This is a genomic window from Rahnella aquatilis CIP 78.65 = ATCC 33071, assembly GCF_000241955.1.
Lineage (GTDB): Bacteria > Pseudomonadota > Gammaproteobacteria > Enterobacterales > Enterobacteriaceae > Rahnella > Rahnella aquatilis.
In genome coordinates, this window is sequence record NC_016818.1 from 2018193 (window position 1) to 2036665 (window position 18473).

Consider the following 18473-nt stretch of genomic DNA (forward strand, 5'->3'; position numbering starts at 1 on the left):
AATATCAATTCAAAGGAGTGGATGTAAGATGCCCAGCATGACTGTCTATACCTCTGCAAGCCATCGGTTAGATGCAGATTCTTTTGCGGAATTTTCAACGTCTTTAACGCATCTCGCCATGGAGATCCTGAAGGCGAAAGAAAATAATATTCACATCAGTTACCTCACCGCAGAGATAGGTTTTGGCACGCCGGTTTACTTCGAAGCAAAACTCAGGCAGGAAGTGTTCCGGAGCCTGCCCGTGTTGGATGAATTCATGCATCAGGTTGATTTATTAATTAAGGAGAAGACAGGAGTAATAGCGAGGATTCGCTGTTTCTCTTTTGAAGCGAGTCATATTTATGCAAAGAACTAAGGAACGGATTATGAATACCAATTTTCCAGCAAGAGATCTCGGCGATATAACGGTGACAGCCGTCAGTGATGGCTATCTGCAAGTTGACTTCGGGATGCTTTCAAATGTGGATGAAGAAGAGTGCAGGGAAATTCAGCGCAGTGCGCAAGTCAGTGAACTCAATGCCGTTCACATTAACACCTTCTTAGTCCGTCAGAAGGGCAAAAATATCCTTATTGACAGTGGGGCGGGAGGGGTTAAGGGATGGGGGGGCAGACTGGTTGCCAATCTGGACCTGCTGGGGATACATCCTGACAATATTGACGCTGTATTGCTCACACATGCGCATCCCGATCATATTGGTGGGTTATTAAACGCAGAGGGTGAGGCTGTATTTGCTAATGCCGAACTGGTCATCAGCAGCGATGAATTTAATTATCTTGAAAACGACGAGAATTTCGCTGCTGTCAGTGACCGCGTAAAAGGTAGTTTCCTTTTGGCGCGAAGTATATTTAAAAAGTATCAGAAAAATCTTCGTCTCATCGATAAAGGCGAGGTATTTCCGGGTGTTTTTGCGATCCCGCTGAAAGGTCACACACCGGGTCATACGGGGTACCGGGTTGAGGGCAGCAGAGACAGCCTGTTGATTTGGGGGGATATTGTTCATTTCCCGCATATTCAACTGCTAAAACCAGATGTTGCCATTGCCTTTGATTATGATCCGCAGATGGCCGCAGAGACACGTTGCCGCATGCTGGAAATGGTGAGCTCAGACAGAGTGCTTGTCGGCGGTATGCATTTTGGCGAGCAAGGATTCGGTTATATTGAAAAACGTCAATCCGGATACGGGATTGTCGATTTCCACTAGTTAAAAAGTATCATCAGAACATTCTGCTCTGAAAATAATGTATTTCCTGACCGGCAATGCAACGGGTAAACACTGGCAATTTGTCAGGCTCTGCTTAAGTTGCTTTGCCGTTATTAATTTTTTACTGTGTAACACTGTCGCTATGCTACTGAATAAATTCTCAGGTTTAAAATACTATCCTCAGGGGGAGCAAAATGAATCCTGCAATAAACAGAGAAATAAGTATTGATGCTATTCGCGCCGGCGTAAATGAACCGGATATCAGTCAGTCAATAATGACGGAGAAATTACCTTCACAGCCCAAACTTCCATCACTTACCGGAAGCCGATTCTGGGCCGCCTTATTAGTCTTTTTATTTCATTCATCATTACCCAGCGATCTTGCTCCCTTTTCTGACCCTGCCATACAGCACATTTACACTGTTATCGTGGGTAAAGCGGGTTGGCTCGGCGTTTCCTATTTCTTCATACTCAGCGGATTCATTATGGTGTGGTCTTCGAGAGATAACGACACCGTGGGAGATTTTTACCTGCGACGTTTTGCCAAGATTTATCCCACGCACTGCCTGACCTGGGCTATGGCGTTCGTTATTGGTGCCATGAGCCTATATCAATATAAACTCTGGTCATCAAACCTTTTGTTACTGAATACCTGGGTTGATGATGTTCATTATTTTTTTGTGGGTAACAGGCCCAGCTGGTCTCTTTGTATAGAAGCGATGTTTTATCTTTCTTTCCCTTTTCTTTTCAGAATAATGAAGACGATACCTAAAAAATTCGATTTACCCGGTTTAGCGTTGGTCACGGCGGCATCCTTGTTGGTTCAAATATACATTTATATTTGGGTTGAGCCGAACAAGATGATGGGGGCGTTTCCAATTTCGCAGCAACACTTTTGGATTTCGTACATTTTTCCTCCGTCACGCATATTTGAGTTTCTTGCCGGTATGTTTGCCGCCCGGCTGTTGATGAACGGTCGAATGCTCGTGTTGACGAAAACGGCTTCGTTTGCCCTGCTTGCAGCCGCTTATATCGGGTCCATGTATATCCCCTACCAGTTCAGTATGAGCGTGGTTTTCATCATCCCCGTTTGTTTGTTAATCACTTCGATTGCGGGTGATGATTTAAAAAACCGCAATACACTGTTAAACACTAAAACGTCGGTGTGGTTAGGAGAGATATCCTATTCATTCTATATGGTTCATTTCTTAGTACTCTTTTATTTTTTGAATCTCACGGCAGGAAGAAAGTTTAGCTTGCCGGAAGGGATTGCGCTTATTGCCGTTGCGTTAGTTTTATCTGTTTCATGTGCCTCTTTTTTATATAAATACTTTGAAGTGCCCATGATGAAGTTAATTCTGGAGAAATGCCGAATGAAAGCATTAGTCGTTCTGCGTAAATCTGCATAATGTAAAAGGGCGTATTCATCCTGTCGTCGTCAGAACAGGATGAGGCGGGAGAGTCTGCTGATTGGGTGGGAGGGCATACGTCAGACATATGCTCTCCCATCGGTATTTGATGAGTGACTTTCACTAAAAAGAGGGGTGAATAAACGTTTTTCTACGAATGCTTTAATAACCGATATTGTGCAACCGGGGATCCTGAAAAAGGGAGGTCATTATGCCTTTGAATTTAGTGCTATCCAAATAAGGTGAATCAGTACGATAAACAAGCTCTATCTTGAAGTCATTGAACTGACCGCTGAGTTCATGAATTTTTATCTTATTTTGTACTTCGCTGCTGATCGAACAACGTAAAACTAACGATACGCCTTTGCCGGCAGCAATGCTGGAGAACAGTACGGGATAGGAGCCGCATTCTACCACCCGCTTTGGTGTGATATGTCCTTCATTAAAAAGAACATTATAGTTACGGGTTGTGGTTGCACATTTTTTGCTGCTGAGCAAAAAAACTTCGCCATCAAGGCTGGAGATGTCTTGAATGGTCGGGTAATTTTTCTCTGTAATAATCACCAGTTCGCTGGAGAGTAATATGGAGCGTGCGTGTTGAGTATTGGAAAAACCCGCGCCGATTATTACCGCATCAAATTCATTTTGGTCAAAGGCATTGAGCAAGCTTAGGGTATTTCCAACCGAAATATCTATGTTCCAGCCCAGATCATGACCTAAATCGATCAGCGAGCTGACAATATAGGGGGGTAAACATTCGATTATGCCAATACGGATATTCAGCTGGCTGCTTTTTGAGTGGTAAATGTTGTTTTTACAATCATCCGCGAGGTTCAATATTTTAAGCGCATAGTCATAAAGTATCTGGCCCTGCGCAGTCAGCGTGCACCCGTCGGTTTTACGATCTAAAAGGGTGACATCCAGATTATCCTCCAGGCTCCTGATTCGGTGGGAAATACTCGACTGCACACGATTTAGACGCTCGGCTGCCTGGGTTATGTTCCCTGTCTCCACGACTGTCACGAATGCAAGAAGTTCACTTAGTTTCATTTGAGACCTCATGCTAAAAATTAGTTCACCGTCACAACAATTATTTATATTCTGTATTAATGAGTTTGTCACTCTATTTCAGACCTTCGCTCCGGGACACGGAGACAGGCACCGTATGGCCACATCAGGAGGCGCGTCAGTATTATTACCCTTCTGACAGACATTAATTCTGAATTGTGAATTTCAACAACAGACTGTGCTTATTTTCCTGTCTGTCTCTCATGCTCATTTCCGCCAACTGCCGGTCAACCTCAACAGGCATTTTATCAGGGCATCAATACTTTCGATGAGTGCCTCGATTTTATTCGCTGGTCTTTTATTGCCCTGCCCATTACGATTTTATGAGTGACGAAGAGTATTTCCATATAAATCAATTGGTTGTCTATTTCTATTTTCTGAATATATATATTACCGGTTCTCAATTACTTGTATTTCAAAAAATTACTTTTTGTTAATGGGGTGAAATATGGCGCAAGCAGGATTTGATGAGGTAATGGTTGATCTGGTTGACTACGCCTATGAGCAGACAACCTTTGATAATGAAACGTTACGTCTGGCGCGTTTCTGCCTGCTGGACTCGATAGGTTGCGCGATTGCCGCTTCTGCCGACCATGACTGCCAAAGGCTGATGGGCAGCGCTCAGTTCAGCAAGAGCCAGGAGGGTGTCCCGGTTGTCGGTACCGGACTCAGACTGGGACCGATCGAGGCAGCCTTTCATTTAGGTTCGATGATCCGCTGGCTGGAGTTCAATGACACATGGCTTGCGCAAGAGTGGGGGCATCCGTCCGATAATCTGGGGGCTATTCTGGCCGCCGCAGCCTGGCACAGTCTGGCTGACGGTAATCAGCCGCCCGCTACGATGACAGCCGTCCTGAATACGATGATCCGTGCCTACGAGATCCACGGCGTGCTGTGTCTGTCGAACTGTTTTAATGCACTGGGTATCGACCATGTGGTGTTGGTGAAAGTGGCTTCTGCGATTGCCTCAGCCCAACTGCTCGGCTTGTCAAAAGACCAGGCACTGAGCGCACTGTCCAACGCTATTATCGACGGCCACTCTCTCAGAACCTACCGGCATGCGCCAAATGCAGGTACCCGTAAGTCATGGGCCGCCGGGGATGCCACGGCGCGCGGCCTGCAGTTGGCGCTGTTCGCGCAAACCGGCGAAATGGGTTATCCCACGGCGCTGACGGTCAGCCGGTGGGGATTCGATGACGCTGTTTTGAGAGGCAAACCCTTCAATTTGTCGCGCAACCTGTCAGATTTTGTCATTAAGAATATTTTGTTCAAAGTCCCCAATCCTGCTGAATACCACGCCCAGACTGCTGTAGAAGCGGCCATTAACCTTCGGGAGCGGATACTGGCAGCCGGGTTCACACCTGAGAGTATCGAGTATGTGCGGGTGGAAACAACCCGACCGGCGATGCAGATTATTGATAAATCAGGGCCGCTGAATAACGCCGCAGACCGCGATCACTGTCTCCAGTACATGGTTGCCGTGGGGCTTCAGACCGGAAATCTGACAATTAAGGATTTCCACGAACCGCTCGCCAGCGACCCTCAGCTGGATGCATTGCGATTGAAAATTACCTGCACTGAACGCCCTTCCTTTACAGAGAGCTACTACGACCCCGATAAGCGCGCCATTCCTAATGCACTCTTTCTGAAATGTCATGGAATGACTGAAGAGCTCTCCGAAACTATTGAATATCCGCTGGGTCATGTTCGTCGCCGTGAAGAATGTTTCGGGGCGCTGCTGACGAAATTCCATCTGAATCTGTCGGACAGCCCGCTGCGTGACCGCTCCTCTATTCTGGCGGAAACCCTGATTTCAGAATCGAAGCTTGATGCTATGTCCGTCACTGACCTCCTGAAAATGTTCGCCTGGGACTAGGTCGCATCTAACACACTTACATATATTCATTTAGCGCGAGGTGATGAAGTGAAAAAAGCCATATTGGTAGGTTGCGGAGCGGAGATCGGCGCAAATTTGCTGATTCAGAATGATCCGGCGAAGGATGGTTTTGCGATTCAAACCGTCGTCACGAATCCTCCTTCTTTAGATAAACATTATCCTGAACTGCGTCCGATAGATGGCATCGTGGCCCGTCTGGCGATGGCGCTTCCCGGCGTACAGTCCCGTGTCAACATTATCAATAGCGACACCCTGCAAATCGACGGGCGTGAGGTCCACTTTTTCTTTGGCGATCTTGCCAAAGGTCTTCCCCCGCAGACGGGGCGCTTCGACATTGGTTTTATCGCTACCAGCAAGCTGGATATGGACAAGAACAGCCCCGTCGCGCGCAACATGCAGGAGCTCGCTGACGTGGTGCTGGGCGTTGCAGAGGCAAATGCGCTGCCGAGTATCTATGGTTGTCTGGAGGACCTGACCCGCGATGATATTGGCACTATCCAGCGTCAGGTGGTCGATTCTGGCCTGTATTGCCTCGGATCCTGTCAGACGAATGGCATGCATGCCTCACTGCGCGTATTAACGGAAGCGCTGAGAACCCTCAACTGCAACGCCTCGCATATTGTGTCGGTTGAAACCGATATCGTGCATCCGGATACACCTAACGGCGTACTCGGTACCCGATCCTTTGAAGGGCGCCTGCAGGATGCGCGCGACAACCTCCGTCCGAGCTTCTCACAAATAGCCATGAGTCAGGACAAGGTGATGCCCTGGGCACCGTTAGTGAATACCGTTTCATTACGCGCCCCCGTGCACGCACCCGGCTATCAGATTAACCGTTTCATCGTAAAGGATGACGGCGCGTTAAACACCGGTGTCATCGAGGCGGCGATTGAGCGGGTGAGCGCGACGCATCCTCATGTTGTTAAAGCATCGCGGACGCCTTTAGGCAGCCGTGCGTATGCTTACGAGCGCAGATGCTCAACCATTCTCTCTGACCCGAACCACTTGCTCATTCTCCGGCCGGCCTATCTGGCGAGCCAGAGTTTGAGTGAGGTCATCATCCAGTCGTTTGTTAACAACACCGTTGGCTATAGCGCTGTTGTACGTGCTGTAGCACGTAGCATCGCGCTTGGCCTGCCAGTGGCAACTTTCCAGGGGATTGAAAAATGACAAGTTCACATACAGTAGATTTTTTAAGCTCAGGCTTTGTCGTGAAGACGGCCATGTCCGAAGTGTTCAATAGCAAACTGAAAGCCGAAGTCGATCAGATACGCGCATTGCACGATATTTATCCGGAACTGATGGTTCCGGTTCTGCACGACGGGCTGGCTGCCGGGCGGCAATTCTATATTCTCGAGAAAATGGACTCTCTTCCTCTGTCCAAAATCGTATTTGACGACCAGCGGTCGCTTGCTGAACGCAGGATGATCGTGAGAAACGCACTGGAAAACGTACAGAAAGCGATCAGCCTGGAATCAGAGACCCCGTCGGCGATGGTCAACGATATGCCAGCCCGGTTACTGGAAGAGTGGGAAGGCACGCGTTTCGCACACGAGCTGTTTGAAAAACCTGTTCTGCTTAACGGCGCATCATTGAGTATGACTGCCAGGGAAGTCTTTGAAAAAGCACTGGAACTGGCCAGAACCGAAGAATTCAGGTCAGTGGAAAAAGCCCATTTCAATTTTCATTTTGGCAATGTGCTCTATAACGAGGAACATGCTCAGACCCGTTTCATTGACCCTGATTTCTCAGTGCGGGGACTCGATCCGCTTTTCGGTTTTTCCCGGTTTGCCTTTTCGTTTTGGCATGAACTGGCGGCAGAGGTGAAAGACGCGGTCAAAATTGTACCGATGCCTGATGCACTGATGTTCGTGCTGGCGAAGTCTGACTACGGCAACATTCTCAGCGAGATCCCTGAATTAGGGGGTATTTCCGGCCTGCTGCCGCTGATGGGGGAAAGTATGCGCAACCGGTTCTATGTCCTCACGACCTATTGTTTCCTGAGAAGCATTCGTATTAACGGCAGTAAACAGCCCTGGAAAGTACCCCGGTCTCCGGTTTTCGCCAGCCCCGAAGAAGTGCTGATGCTTGGCCTGCTGGCCTACCTCGAAGGGCCGGATGCCGCGTCTGAAAGCCTGTGTGCGTAATTCCAATTCAATATAGGACGTTAAGGATATGTCGTTGGTCAGCAGCAGTACCTTAGAACAAGGATTTGAAGCCCCAAGGCGCTATCTGGCGGCCGCGGCCATTTTAATTGGCGTGATTATGGCGGCGCTGGACAGTTCCATTGTCAATATCTCGTTGCCCTCTATTGCGGGGGCTTTACAGGTAGATTCGGCATCTATCATCTGGGTGACCAACGGCTATCAGGTAGCCAGTGCTGCAACGATGTTGATCTGCGCATCGCTGGGGTCAAGGATAGGGGAGCGGCGCTTCTATACGGCTGGCATGGTGCTGTTTACGCTGGCATCGCTGGGTTGTAGCCTCTCCCCGAGCTTCGGCATGCTGGTTACCATGCGCATACTCCAGGGGGTGAGCTATGCCGTCATGATCAGCGTCGGACTGGGCCTTTACCGGGTTATCTTTCCGCCGAATGCGTTGGGCACTATTTTAGGGCTGAATGCGCTGGCGTTTGCGGTGGGTACGGCCATCGGCCCTGCGTTAGGCGGCCTGATCATCTCGTATCTTGACTGGCCCTGGTTGTTCTATATCAATCTTCCGTTGGGTGCGCTTGCCATTGTGTTCTCGCTGATTTCTTTGGGCGTGGATACTGAGAAGGAAAAAGGGTTCGACTGGGGAGGTGCCGTCACGTCAGCCGCTGCCCTGGGTCTGATGGTCATCGCTGTCGATCAAATCGGGCGCTGGGACAGCCGGTTACTCCTGCTTTGTGGCGTTGCTTCGGTGGCGTTGCTTGCCATCTTTGTCAAAGCGCAGACGCGTTCAAAGAGCCCGTTGCTGCCCCTCGATATCTTTCATTCCCGGCGCTATACCTTCGCGGTGATCTCTTCCGTCTCAATGTTTGTGGCCCAGGGGATGGCGCTGGTCGGTTTGCCCTTTGTACTGCAACACGCCTATCACTATTCCGTGCTGGAGTCGGCGTTCATTTTTACACCGTGGCCGGTTGCCGTTGCAATCTGCGCCCCGGTGGCGGGCAGGCTGTCCAATCGTTTAAATCCTACTCAGATATCGACAGTCGGCGTGGTGATTTTCTGCCTGGGCTTAGGGTCTCTGGCGCTGTTGCCGCAAATGGCGACGGTGAATGATTTTCTCTGGCGCGTGGCGGTTTGCGGGATTGGCTACGGGCTGTTCCTGCCGCCGAACAATAAAGAGATGTTTTCAAATGTGGCCGCGAACCGGACGGTCACGGCCTCGGGGGTCTTGTCGACCGCCAGGACCGCGGGGCAATCCATTGGCGCGGCGCTGGTCGCGATGGTTATTGCACTGTTGAACGGACTGACGGGGGAGGCGGGGGCACAGTTCGCCGTCTATGTCTTCGGGCTGGCCTGTCTTATCTCTGCACTGTCGTCGGTCTCAAGTATGCTACGCCTGCACCGGTAATCTGCCGCGCAGAGATGAGGCTTTATGCCAGCAGCAGTATTAATGCCATTCTGTTGCTGGCTCTTCTCATTTTAATTTATTCTTCAGGCAATCACCGGCCAGATAACAAAAGAGCCTTATGATCGGCTTTCACCTCCGCGCGCTTTGACGCGTTGATGGCGACACTGGCGGTCATGCCTGCCACCAGTTCGACCCCTTCGGGCAGTTGATCAATATGGATGCGAACCGGAACCCGCTGAGCGAGTCGTACCCAGCTGAACGTCGACTCTACATCAGGGAGCCCCTGGCTGCCCGGTGCGTCATTGCTGTCATCTATCCCGCGACCAATGCTTTCCACGTGGCCGGTCAGCGTCGGTTCATATCCCATCAGCACGATTTTCGCCGCGCTACCGACATGAATATGCTGCATTTTCGTTTCCTCAAAATAGCCGACTATCCAGAAACTGCTGGCATCAATAATGGCAACTTTTGTTATCCCTGCGCTGGCATAATCGCCGGGACGCAGTCTCAGGTGCGTGACATAGCCATCTGCCGGAGAGTGAATCGTTGCGCGGGAAAGATTGAGCTTCGCCAGTTCCAGCGCGGCCAGCGCCCCCTGGTATTCCGCCGCCGCCACGCCCGCCGCACTGTTTGTATTTTGTATATCTTCTTTCGAAATCACCCCGCTAATCTGACTGCGGCGTCTGGCCGCATCCTGACGCATTTGCATTTCATTTCGCTTCGCATCAACCTCAGCCTGAGCGCTGATCACCGCCAGTTTCAACCATTGCGGATCGATTGAATAAAGCACGTCACCGCGATTAACCCATTGGTTATCGCGCACTGCGACGCGGCTGACCGGTCCGGAAACATCTGGCGTGATTTGTACCACATCGGCCCGTACACGACCGTCACGCGTCCAGGGTGTCTGTGCATAATGTTTCCACATCATGAAGGCAATAACCGCTGCCGCCATGACGGCGCTTAGGGTAAACATATAACGGGCTAACAGAGAAAAAAATGGCTTCATACTAATAATCCTAACGCGTCCAGACCCTGCATTAACAAGGCGAAGATAATGATAAACGTCGTGAAATCAATCAGCGGCCGACAGGGCAAACGCCGATAGAATGGGCTAAAAGAGAGAAAAGGCGTGATTAAAATCGTGCCGAAAAACGCCATCAAAGCCATGACTAATAAGCCAGGCAAAAAGACGCCCCCGATATTAATATCAGTCATCATGTGTCTGTTCCTGGTCCGGTTTCTTATCTCTCTCTTTTAACGCACAGTGCAGATCCACAATATGTTCAATGAGCGCGTGCGGGGGTTCAGGTGAATCCGGAGAGTCAATGGCGAGGATGATGTCAATACGTTGCTGCAATTCCCGGGGCTGCGCGCCACGGGCCAGCAGATTCAGAAGGTTATTGACCTGTGTTGCTGTTTCTCCCCTGAGCTGATTCAGGGAGCGTCTTAAATACGTCACTGCAAGGCCCGTGTTCAGATAATTGAGCAAACTGTTAAGCACGGCGTCCGCTGCCTGATTACTGCGCTGGAGCCGGGGCAGGATCAATGCGGTCCGGTCTATCATCAGGTTCATCCAGGTCACATCATGGGTGGATGAGAGGCCCTTTGCACGATATCTGATATCACGCCGACACCGGTGCAGCAGACGACGGATAGCAGAATCTGCCTGGACGGTCTGTAACAAACTCATACTGACCACGGCATAGCCGGTTGCGGCAAATAATGCGATCGCCGTGTTGATCGCAGAGGCAAAATCACCACTGTAGCGCGCCCCCAGTTCCGACATAATGGGGAGCGTTAAGGTGATGCCCATCGCCATAAACGTGGTGGGCGGTCTGGCCTGCAGCGATCCGGCCAGCAGATATGCAGGCGCAAGTACCGCCACCAATACAGAAAACTCGGTTACCTGAGGGAGAAGGATGAAGCTATAAAGCAGGCTGATAACGACCCCGTAGACTGAGCCCGCAATATATTTAACGATATGAGGAACCGGGGTGTCGAAACTGCCAAATAATGTGCAGCAGACGCCAAGAATTGATACTGCCGTGGCGCCATCAGGCCAGGCGGAATAAATCCATAGCAGGCAGCCACTGAAGATGATGGCAAACGCCCCCAGCGCAGCACGCGCAGCCGTAAAGTGATCCCGGTGATAAACATAACCTTTTACCTCCCTGGCGATATCAGGCACATGCTCAGGTTTCGCGAAAAGGATGGCATGAGAAAGCTGTTCGCATTGCTGCAAAAGCAGGATTGTCTCTTGCAGTCGTTTGACAAAATTAACCTGCAACGCCTCTTTAAAATTTAATTCGTCAGCGCGTAACTGTTGTTGCAACGCCACACAGCGTAGCCGCAGCGTTTCGGCACCGGACTTACGCGCGGATGAATCCTCACAGGCGAGCCAGTCCGTGGCCTCACGGACCAGCATCGCAAGGCTTTCCGGTAAGTTTTTTAATTCATGCAGGTAATCCTGTAACTGATTACTCAGTACCAAAAGCCGTGACAATCTGTCATGGATTAACTGACGCGCTTTACGCGATGATTTTGATATCGCGAAGTCATACGGCAGATGGTGGCCAAACCCCTCAAGAGACTGTAACGCCAGCGCAAGTTGAAGTTGCTTTTCTTTCCCGCCGGACGCGCTTTTTAACGTGTCAGTCACCATCCTGCGGGCATCACGTTGCGTTGCCGAGAGCTTGCTGTTGAAGAGACCCGTAATACGCCTGGGTATGACATACCGGTGGATAAAGCTGGCGCACAGGATGCCGATCGTGATCTCCTGCACCCGGGTGATGGCAATATCAAAAATGGTGCCCGGCTCGAATACGGCAGGAAAGCCGATAAGACTCGCCGTGTAGCCCGCCAGTACAAAGGCATAAGCGCGGGGGGTACGATCAAGCTGCGAAAAATAAAGGCAAAGTGTTATCCAGCCGGTGAGTACCAGACTGCAAATGATCGGGGTGTTAACAAAACCCGGCACAATCACCACCGTCATCGCCGCACCGGTTATCGTTCCCATCAGGCGATAAACGCTTCGGCTCAGTGAGGCACCGACGGACGTTTGCGAAACGATATAGACGGTAATAATGGACCAGGAAGGCCTGTCCAGACCGATAGCTAACGCGATGTAATACGCCAGCATAGCCGCGGTAAAGGTCTTGGCCGAATATAACAACGCGTTCGCATCATTAAGAAGAAAGGAGGAGGGGAACGCCCTGCGTAAAGAGTTAAACATGAGAGTAATGGCCCCTGGCAAGCGGTGGTGGCAAACAGTTCATTTGCGCATACCGGCAATTATTGCCAGATTACTCAGATGTGAAAATACTCTATACTGCCAAAAAATACCTAAATCATGCCAATATGACGCCTTCCCGCGACGCTATTTCGCTTTTCGATCCTGACTCTACAGCCAGTGCGGCCGTGGCACGTCATCTTGATTTCACCGAGTACGAAGCGGAAGTCCCGGTGCACACGCACCGCAAAGGACAGTTAATTCTTGCCCTTTATGGTGCGGTTACGTGTCGGGCTGAAAATGATATCTGGATAGTGCCGCCCCACTGCGGCGTGTGGATCCCCGGTGGTATTCCCCATAGCGCGAGAGCCACCTGGAATGCGCATCTCAGCTACTTATTTATTGAGCCGGGCGCGGCCGCACTGCCGGAACAATGCTGCACATTTGCTATTTCTCCGCTGATTCGCGAACTGATTAGCCGTCTGGTCAGGGAAGATACGCATTACCTGCCGGACAGCCATGCCGCAAGGCTGGCCCGGGTGACGCTTGATGAGCTGGTGAATATGCCACAGCAGAATTTTAATTTGCCGGTTTCTGCCCATCCCAAAATACAGAGGATGGCCGACGCGCTGGTCAGTCATCCGCATGACCGCAGCACACTGAATGCGTGGGCAAAACGGCTGGCATTAAGTGAACGGTCCCTTGCCCGACTGATGGTGCGTGAAACCGGTCTGTCATTCGGACGCTGGCGTCAGCAACTCCATTTAATTATTGCATTACGGAGGCTTGCCAGCGGAGAGTCCGTGCAAAATGTGGCCAGTGAATTGGGCTATGAGTCAGTCAATGCGTTTATCACCATGTTTAAGAAGTCTGTCGGCTGCACGCCTGCGCTCTATTTTAGTGAAAGAAAATAACCCTGATAGTTTCCCCGCATGCTGAAGTTTAATGCGCTCCGGCTGGTGATTGATGGGATACCAAAATCTGCCAGCCTCGCAGTGGTTAATCAAATAAACTGAATCTTTATGTTAAACAAATGATATTTATTCTCATCCTGAGTCGCGTAAAGTAAACCCATCACAACGCCTTGTCCCGCATGAGAGAGACAGCGCACAGGTTCACGGATTATGAGGATGAAGACGCGATGAAAAAGATTGGATTTTTATCATTTGGACACTGGACACCGTCACCCCAGTCGGGCACGCGCTCGGCGGCTGATGCCTTATTGCAATCTATCGATCTGGCGGTCGCCGCCGAAGAACTGGGCGCCGATGGTGCGTATTTCCGGGTGCATCACTTTGCGCGCCAGCTGGCATCGCCTTTTCCGTTGCTGGCCGCCATCGGCGCGAAAACCCGCAAGATTGAGATCGGTACCGGCGTTATCGATATGCGTTATGAAAATCCGCTGTATATGGCGGAAAGCGCCAGTGCGGCGGATCTGATTTCCGGGGGGCGTTTACAACTGGGTATCAGCCGTGGCTCTCCGGAGCAGGTCATCGACGGCTGGCGCTATTTTGGTTATCAGCCGGAAGAAGGCGAAACGGAAGCCGATATGGCGCGCCGTCATACAGAAAAACTGCTTGATGTCCTGCGTGGCGAAGGTTTTGCGAAACCGAATCCGCAACCGATGTTTGCGAATCCGCCGGGTTTGTTACGCCCTGAGCCGTATTCAGAAGGGCTGCGTGAACGTATCTGGTGGGGCGCAGGGTCGAATGCCACCGCAGCCTGGGCGGCGAAACTGGGCATGAACCTGCAAAGTTCCACGCTGAAAGATGATGAAACCGGTGAGGCGTTCCATATTCAACAGGCGCAGCAAATTCGCGCATACCGCAAGGCATGGGCGGAGGCGGGGCATGAGCGCGCACCGCGTGTCTCCGTCAGCCGCAGTATTTTTGCCCTGATGGATGACCGCGACCGCGCGTATTTTGGTGGCAGCGGCGATGACGGCGACAAAGTCGGGTTCCTCGATGAGAAAACCCGCGCTATTTTTGGCCGCAGCTATGCAGCGACACCGGACCGGCTGATCACACTGCTGAAACAGGATGAAGCGATCGCTGAAGCCGATACGTTATTGCTGACCGTCCCGAATCAGCTCGGCGTCGATTACAACGTGCACGTGATTGAGTCAATCCTCAAATATGTCGCCCCTGAAATGGGCTGGCGTGAGTAACTGCTGAAGAAAGTTTTAGAAACCCCAGGCCCGCCGGCGGAAAACCGGCGGGCTTTTTGCATTTTGAGACACTGGCGGAGAAGTCTCTGTGATTAAGTGGCTACGCTGTAATCAGGAATGGAGTATTTTTGTTGTGAAAATGCGCAGAAATAGCGCCAAATTCCGAAGGGAAGGTCTATCAAATACATAGGGTGATTCAGATGTGACGGTTTTCAATCTGCGTATAGAGTAGCAATGAGTCTACATAACAGGAGTGTGAGCATGAGCAGTTCTATTGATGAAGAAGCAAAAGACGCAAAGCCGATTGTTGAAGCAAACAGAGAAGCCAGTGCCGGTAAATGTCCATTTCATGAAGGCAACAGCAATAAAGCGTCAGGTGGCGGGACAAGTAATCGTGACTGGTGGCCTAACCAGCTCAGGGTTGACCTGCTGAATCAGCACTCACATCGCTCAAACCCGTTGGGCGAATCCTTTGATTATCGTAAAGAATTTGCCAAATTAGATTACTCCGCACTGAAAGCCGATCTCAAAGGGGTGCTCACTGCGTCACAGCCCTGGTGGCCCGCCGACTGGGGCAGTTATATCGGTCTTTTCATCCGTCTGGCGTGGCACAGCGCCGGGACGTATCGTTCCGTTGACGGACGCGGCGGTTCAGGTCGCGGCCAGCAGCGTTTCGCGCCGTTAAACTCCTGGCCGGACAACGTCAGCCTGGATAAAGCGCGCCGCCTGTTGTGGCCGGTGAAACAAAAATACGGTCAGAAAATTTCCTGGGCCGACCTGTACATTCTGGCGGGCAACGTCGCGCTGGAAAACGCCGGTTTCCGCACCTTTGGTTTTGGTGCCGGGCGTGAAGACGTCTGGGAACCGGATCTGGATATCAACTGGGGTGACGAAACCACCTGGCTGGAACATCGTCATCCCGAAGAGCTGGCTAAATCGCCGCTGGGCGCAACGGAAATGGGGCTGATTTACGTCAACCCGGAAGGTCCGAATCACAGTGGTGATCCGGCTTCGGCGGCCCCGGCAATCCGTGCCACTTTCGGCAATATGGGCATGAACGATGAAGAGATTGTCGCGTTAATCGCCGGTGGTCACACCCTGGGTAAAACCCACGGTGCAGCCGATGCCAGCAACGTGGGTGTTGACCCTGAAACCGCGCCGATTGAATCACAAGGCCTGGGCTGGGCAAACCGTCACGGAACCGGGGCCGGTGCGGATGCCATCACGTCCGGTCTGGAAGTGATCTGGTCGCAGACCCCGACACAGTGGAGCAATTACTTCTTCGAAAACCTGTTCAAATATGAATGGGTGCAAACCCGCAGTCCGGCGGGGGCGATTCAGTTTGAAGCCGCCGATGCGCCGGATATTATTCCTGATCCGTTCGACAGTACGAAAAAACGCAAACCGACCATGCTGGTGACCGATCTGACCCTGCGTTTTGATCCGGAGTTTGAAAAAATATCGCGTCGTTTCCATGGTGATCCGCAGGCTTTCAACGAAGCCTTTGCCCGTGCATGGTACAAACTGACCCACCGCGATATGGGGCCTAAAGCGCGTTATATCGGACCGGAAGTGCCAAAAGAAGACTTAATCTGGCAGGATCCGTTGCCGGTTCCGGTGTATCACCCGACGGTTGCCGATATCGCGCAGCTGAAAGAAAAAATCGCTGCTTCCGGCCTGAGCGTCAGTGAACTGGTCTCGGTGGCGTGGGCTTCGGCATCTACCTTCCGTGGCGGCGACAAACGTGGCGGCGCAAACGGTGCGCGTCTGGCGCTGCGCCCGCAAAGAGACTGGGAGGTGAACGCCATTGCCGCCCGCGTGCTGCCCGCTCTGGAAGCCATCCAGCAGTCATTCCAGAAGGTGTCTCTGGCGGATGTGATCGTTCTGGCCGGGGTGGTCGGTGTTGAAAAGGCGGCGAAAGCGGCTCATATCGACATCGACGTGCCTTTCACGCCGGGCCGGGTGGATGCGCGTCAGGACCAGACCGATATTGAGTCGTTCGAACTGCTGAAACCGAAAGCGGATGGTTTCCGTAACTACCGGGGTGATTCAGCCAATACATCAACTGAAAATCTCCTGATCGACAAGGCGCAGCAACTGACCCTGACCGTGCCGGAATTAACGGTGCTGGTCGGCGGATTACGTGCGCTGGGGGCAAACTACGACGGCAGCAATCTCGGCATTTTCTCGGAAAAAACCGGCGAACTGAACACCGATTTCTTCGTCAATCTGCTCGATATGCGCACTGAATGGAAAGCCGCCGACGGCTCCGGTGAGCGTTTTGAAGGCCGTGACCGCGTCAGCGGAGAAGTCAGGTTCGCCGCCACGCGTGCCGATCTGGTGTTCGGCTCGAATGCGGTATTACGTGCCAACGCGGAGGTGTATGCCAGCAGTGATGCCAAAGAGAAATTCGTGAAAGACTTTGTCGCCGCCTGGACCAAAGTGATGGATCTCGACAGATTCGAACTCTGATTTGAACGGATAGTTTGAAAGCAAAAAGCCCGCTTAAATTTTCTTAAGCGGGCTTTTTTTCAGTCACGCAATAGCAGGGGATTGTTATCTAATACCAGTGAGTCGCGTACCTCCCAGCCCCGGAGCTTGCCGGGATTAAGTAACCCGCCGGGGTCAAGACACTTTTTAACGGAAACGACGTCAGGTTTAATTTCTCCCTGTTTGCCATCTTCAATGTGATAAACGTGAGGATTATTTATTTTCACGCCATTATCACGGAAGATGTTCATTATTTCATTCAGCCTTTCTTCGGTAGAATAACGAACCAGTTGTAAGCCGCTGGCGGTGATATTGCCGTCATTGTCACGCAGGAATTCAATATGCGAAATAACCTCGTCACCCAACAGCGCCGCCATATCGATAATCTGCTGACGATAATTCGCATGATTAAACGCCGTCTGTAAATAGGTCAGGGAGCTGTCGATTTTCAGTGCGTGCAGCGTGGTATGGTTCCAGCAATATTCCATCAGTGACGCATTGGCCTCACGCGCCACATCGGCAGACTGCCGTACCGCGCTGTGTCCACGGTATTTTTCCAGCAGACCGGCACAAAACCCTTCGCTTTCCTGCGCAATCACGCTAATCACCGCATGCTGACTGGCCTGATAATGCCCGTTCAGATGACTGAAATAAGACGGGATCGGCGCGGCAAACAGCGCAAGCTGGCGCTTGACCAGCCCCGGCGAACGGGCAATTGCATTGGCATAATCGAGTGCGTCGGTGAAGTCATCGAACACGTCCAGCCGTTCAGTCCACGAGTGAACCGGTGCCAGCGCCAGTTCAACCTCCAGTACAATGCCGTTGCTGCCGTAAGCATGATGCAGCAGTAATGCCTGCGGCGCAGGAACGTGCAGAATGCGCGGCTCGGCTTCCATGGTCATGACCTTGACGCTGAGCACATTGCCCGGCGCGCCGAGCGGACCGTAGTTAATGGAGCCGATGCCGCCAAAGCCGCCGCCGTAAAGGCCGCCGAGGCTGGCGAGCCGGTAGGTTGACGGCATGCAGCGCAATTCCCAGCCTGCCGGACGGGTCAGGGTTTCAATCGCGGAAAGACGGATCCCCGCCTGGGCACGCACCACGCCGTTACCCAGTTCGCAGATCTGATCAAAGCCGGTCATGTCCACCAGAATTCCGCCTTCCAGCGGCACCAGCTGGCCGTAGTTACCGGTCGCGCCGCCGCGCAAAATCAGCGGTAACTGATGCTTAACGCAGGCCTGCACCAGTAAACTCAGCTCTTCTTCGCTGCGCGGCCTGACCACGGCATCGGCCTGTTTGTCTTCCAGTTGCCGCTTCAGCACCGGGCTGAACCAGTGAAAATCGCGCGAAAGGCGCTTGACCTTGGGCGACTGCAAAGTCCAGTCGAGATCCGGGAGCGCCTGCTGAATCAGGGCAAGCGCCTGTTGACGTTGTTCGCTGTCCATATTCTTCC

The 18473-nt window shown here is 51.8% G+C and carries 15 protein-coding genes; 10 read left to right on the forward strand and 5 right to left on the reverse strand.

The window, feature by feature from the left end:
- Positions 1 to 28: 28 nt before the first annotated feature.
- The 3 genes from RAHAQ2_RS09245 (at position 29) to RAHAQ2_RS09255 (ending at position 2611) form a co-directional block, all read left to right on the forward strand.
- On the forward strand, positions 29 to 355 hold the full coding sequence (locus RAHAQ2_RS09245; protein ID WP_015696967.1) for a hypothetical protein: 327 nt from the start codon (positions 29 to 31) through the stop codon (positions 353 to 355).
- 10 nt (positions 356 to 365) lie between these two features.
- Positions 366 to 1202, forward strand: a complete 837-nt coding sequence (locus tag RAHAQ2_RS09250; RefSeq protein ID WP_015696968.1) for an MBL fold metallo-hydrolase — start codon at positions 366 to 368, stop codon at positions 1200 to 1202.
- Between the two features lie 194 nt (positions 1203 to 1396).
- Positions 1397 to 2611, forward strand: coding sequence for an acyltransferase family protein (locus RAHAQ2_RS09255; protein ID WP_015696969.1), 1215 nt, complete (start codon positions 1397 to 1399; stop codon positions 2609 to 2611).
- 162 nt (positions 2612 to 2773) lie between these two features.
- On the opposite strand, the gene RAHAQ2_RS09260 is transcribed toward RAHAQ2_RS09255, so the two are convergent.
- Positions 2774 to 3661 (reverse strand): LysR family transcriptional regulator, encoded by an 888-nt coding sequence (locus RAHAQ2_RS09260; RefSeq protein WP_015696970.1) that lies wholly within the window; start codon positions 3659 to 3661, stop codon positions 2774 to 2776.
- A 466-nt stretch (positions 3662 to 4127) separates the two neighbouring features.
- Here RAHAQ2_RS09260 and RAHAQ2_RS09265 point away from each other — a divergent pair, with 466 nt between their 5' ends.
- The 4 genes from RAHAQ2_RS09265 to RAHAQ2_RS09280 all read left to right on the forward strand — a co-directional run bounded on the left by RAHAQ2_RS09265 (position 4128) and on the right by RAHAQ2_RS09280 (position 9134).
- Positions 4128 to 5555, forward strand: coding sequence for a bifunctional 2-methylcitrate dehydratase/aconitate hydratase (locus RAHAQ2_RS09265; protein ID WP_015696971.1), 1428 nt, complete (start codon positions 4128 to 4130; stop codon positions 5553 to 5555).
- Between the two features lie 63 nt (positions 5556 to 5618).
- On the forward strand, positions 5619 to 6746 hold the full coding sequence (locus tag RAHAQ2_RS09270; RefSeq protein WP_238532063.1) for a hypothetical protein: 1128 nt from the start codon (positions 5619 to 5621) through the stop codon (positions 6744 to 6746).
- Positions 6743 to 7723: an aminoglycoside phosphotransferase family protein gene (locus RAHAQ2_RS09275; RefSeq protein WP_015696973.1), complete on the forward strand. Its 981-nt coding sequence runs from the start codon at positions 6743 to 6745 to the stop codon at positions 7721 to 7723. Before RAHAQ2_RS09270 ends, RAHAQ2_RS09275 begins: the two co-directional genes overlap by 4 nt.
- Before the next feature lie 28 nt (positions 7724 to 7751).
- Positions 7752 to 9134 carry a DHA2 family efflux MFS transporter permease subunit gene (locus tag RAHAQ2_RS09280; protein ID WP_015696974.1) on the forward strand — a complete coding sequence of 461 codons (1383 nt, stop codon included), beginning with the start codon at positions 7752 to 7754 and terminating at the stop codon, positions 9132 to 9134.
- A 91-nt stretch (positions 9135 to 9225) separates the two neighbouring features.
- Here RAHAQ2_RS09280 and RAHAQ2_RS09285 read toward each other — a convergent pair whose 3' ends face one another.
- From RAHAQ2_RS09285 to RAHAQ2_RS09295, 3 genes are read right to left on the reverse strand one after another with little or no spacing between them, the layout of a single operon-like run.
- Complete coding sequence (locus RAHAQ2_RS09285; RefSeq protein ID WP_015696975.1) at positions 9226 to 10143, reverse strand: HlyD family secretion protein; 918 nt, start codon at positions 10141 to 10143, stop codon at positions 9226 to 9228.
- Positions 10140 to 10355 carry a DUF1656 domain-containing protein gene (locus RAHAQ2_RS09290; RefSeq protein ID WP_015696976.1) on the reverse strand — a complete coding sequence of 72 codons (216 nt, stop codon included), beginning with the start codon at positions 10353 to 10355 and terminating at the stop codon, positions 10140 to 10142. Before RAHAQ2_RS09290 ends, RAHAQ2_RS09285 begins: the two co-directional genes overlap by 4 nt.
- Positions 10345 to 12369 (reverse strand): FUSC family protein, encoded by a 2025-nt coding sequence (locus RAHAQ2_RS09295; RefSeq protein WP_015696977.1) that lies wholly within the window; start codon positions 12367 to 12369, stop codon positions 10345 to 10347. Before RAHAQ2_RS09295 ends, RAHAQ2_RS09290 begins: the two co-directional genes overlap by 11 nt.
- Before the next feature lie 125 nt (positions 12370 to 12494).
- On the opposite strand from RAHAQ2_RS09295, the gene RAHAQ2_RS09300 reads away from it, so the two are divergent.
- From RAHAQ2_RS09300 to katG, 3 genes are all read left to right on the forward strand, one after another.
- Positions 12495 to 13280, forward strand: a complete 786-nt coding sequence (locus tag RAHAQ2_RS09300) for an AraC family transcriptional regulator (RefSeq protein ID WP_015696978.1) — start codon at positions 12495 to 12497, stop codon at positions 13278 to 13280.
- Between the two features lie 227 nt (positions 13281 to 13507).
- Positions 13508 to 14533, forward strand: a complete 1026-nt coding sequence (locus RAHAQ2_RS09305; RefSeq protein ID WP_015696979.1) for an LLM class flavin-dependent oxidoreductase — start codon at positions 13508 to 13510, stop codon at positions 14531 to 14533.
- Between the two features lie 261 nt (positions 14534 to 14794).
- On the forward strand, positions 14795 to 17005 hold the full coding sequence (katG, locus tag RAHAQ2_RS09310; protein ID WP_015696980.1) for a catalase/peroxidase HPI: 2211 nt from the start codon (positions 14795 to 14797) through the stop codon (positions 17003 to 17005).
- A 59-nt stretch (positions 17006 to 17064) separates the two neighbouring features.
- Here the strand turns inward: katG and RAHAQ2_RS09315 are convergent, their stop codons facing one another.
- Positions 17065 to 18465, reverse strand: a complete 1401-nt coding sequence (locus RAHAQ2_RS09315; protein ID WP_015696981.1) for an FAD-binding oxidoreductase — start codon at positions 18463 to 18465, stop codon at positions 17065 to 17067.
- Positions 18466 to 18473 lie beyond the last annotated feature (8 nt).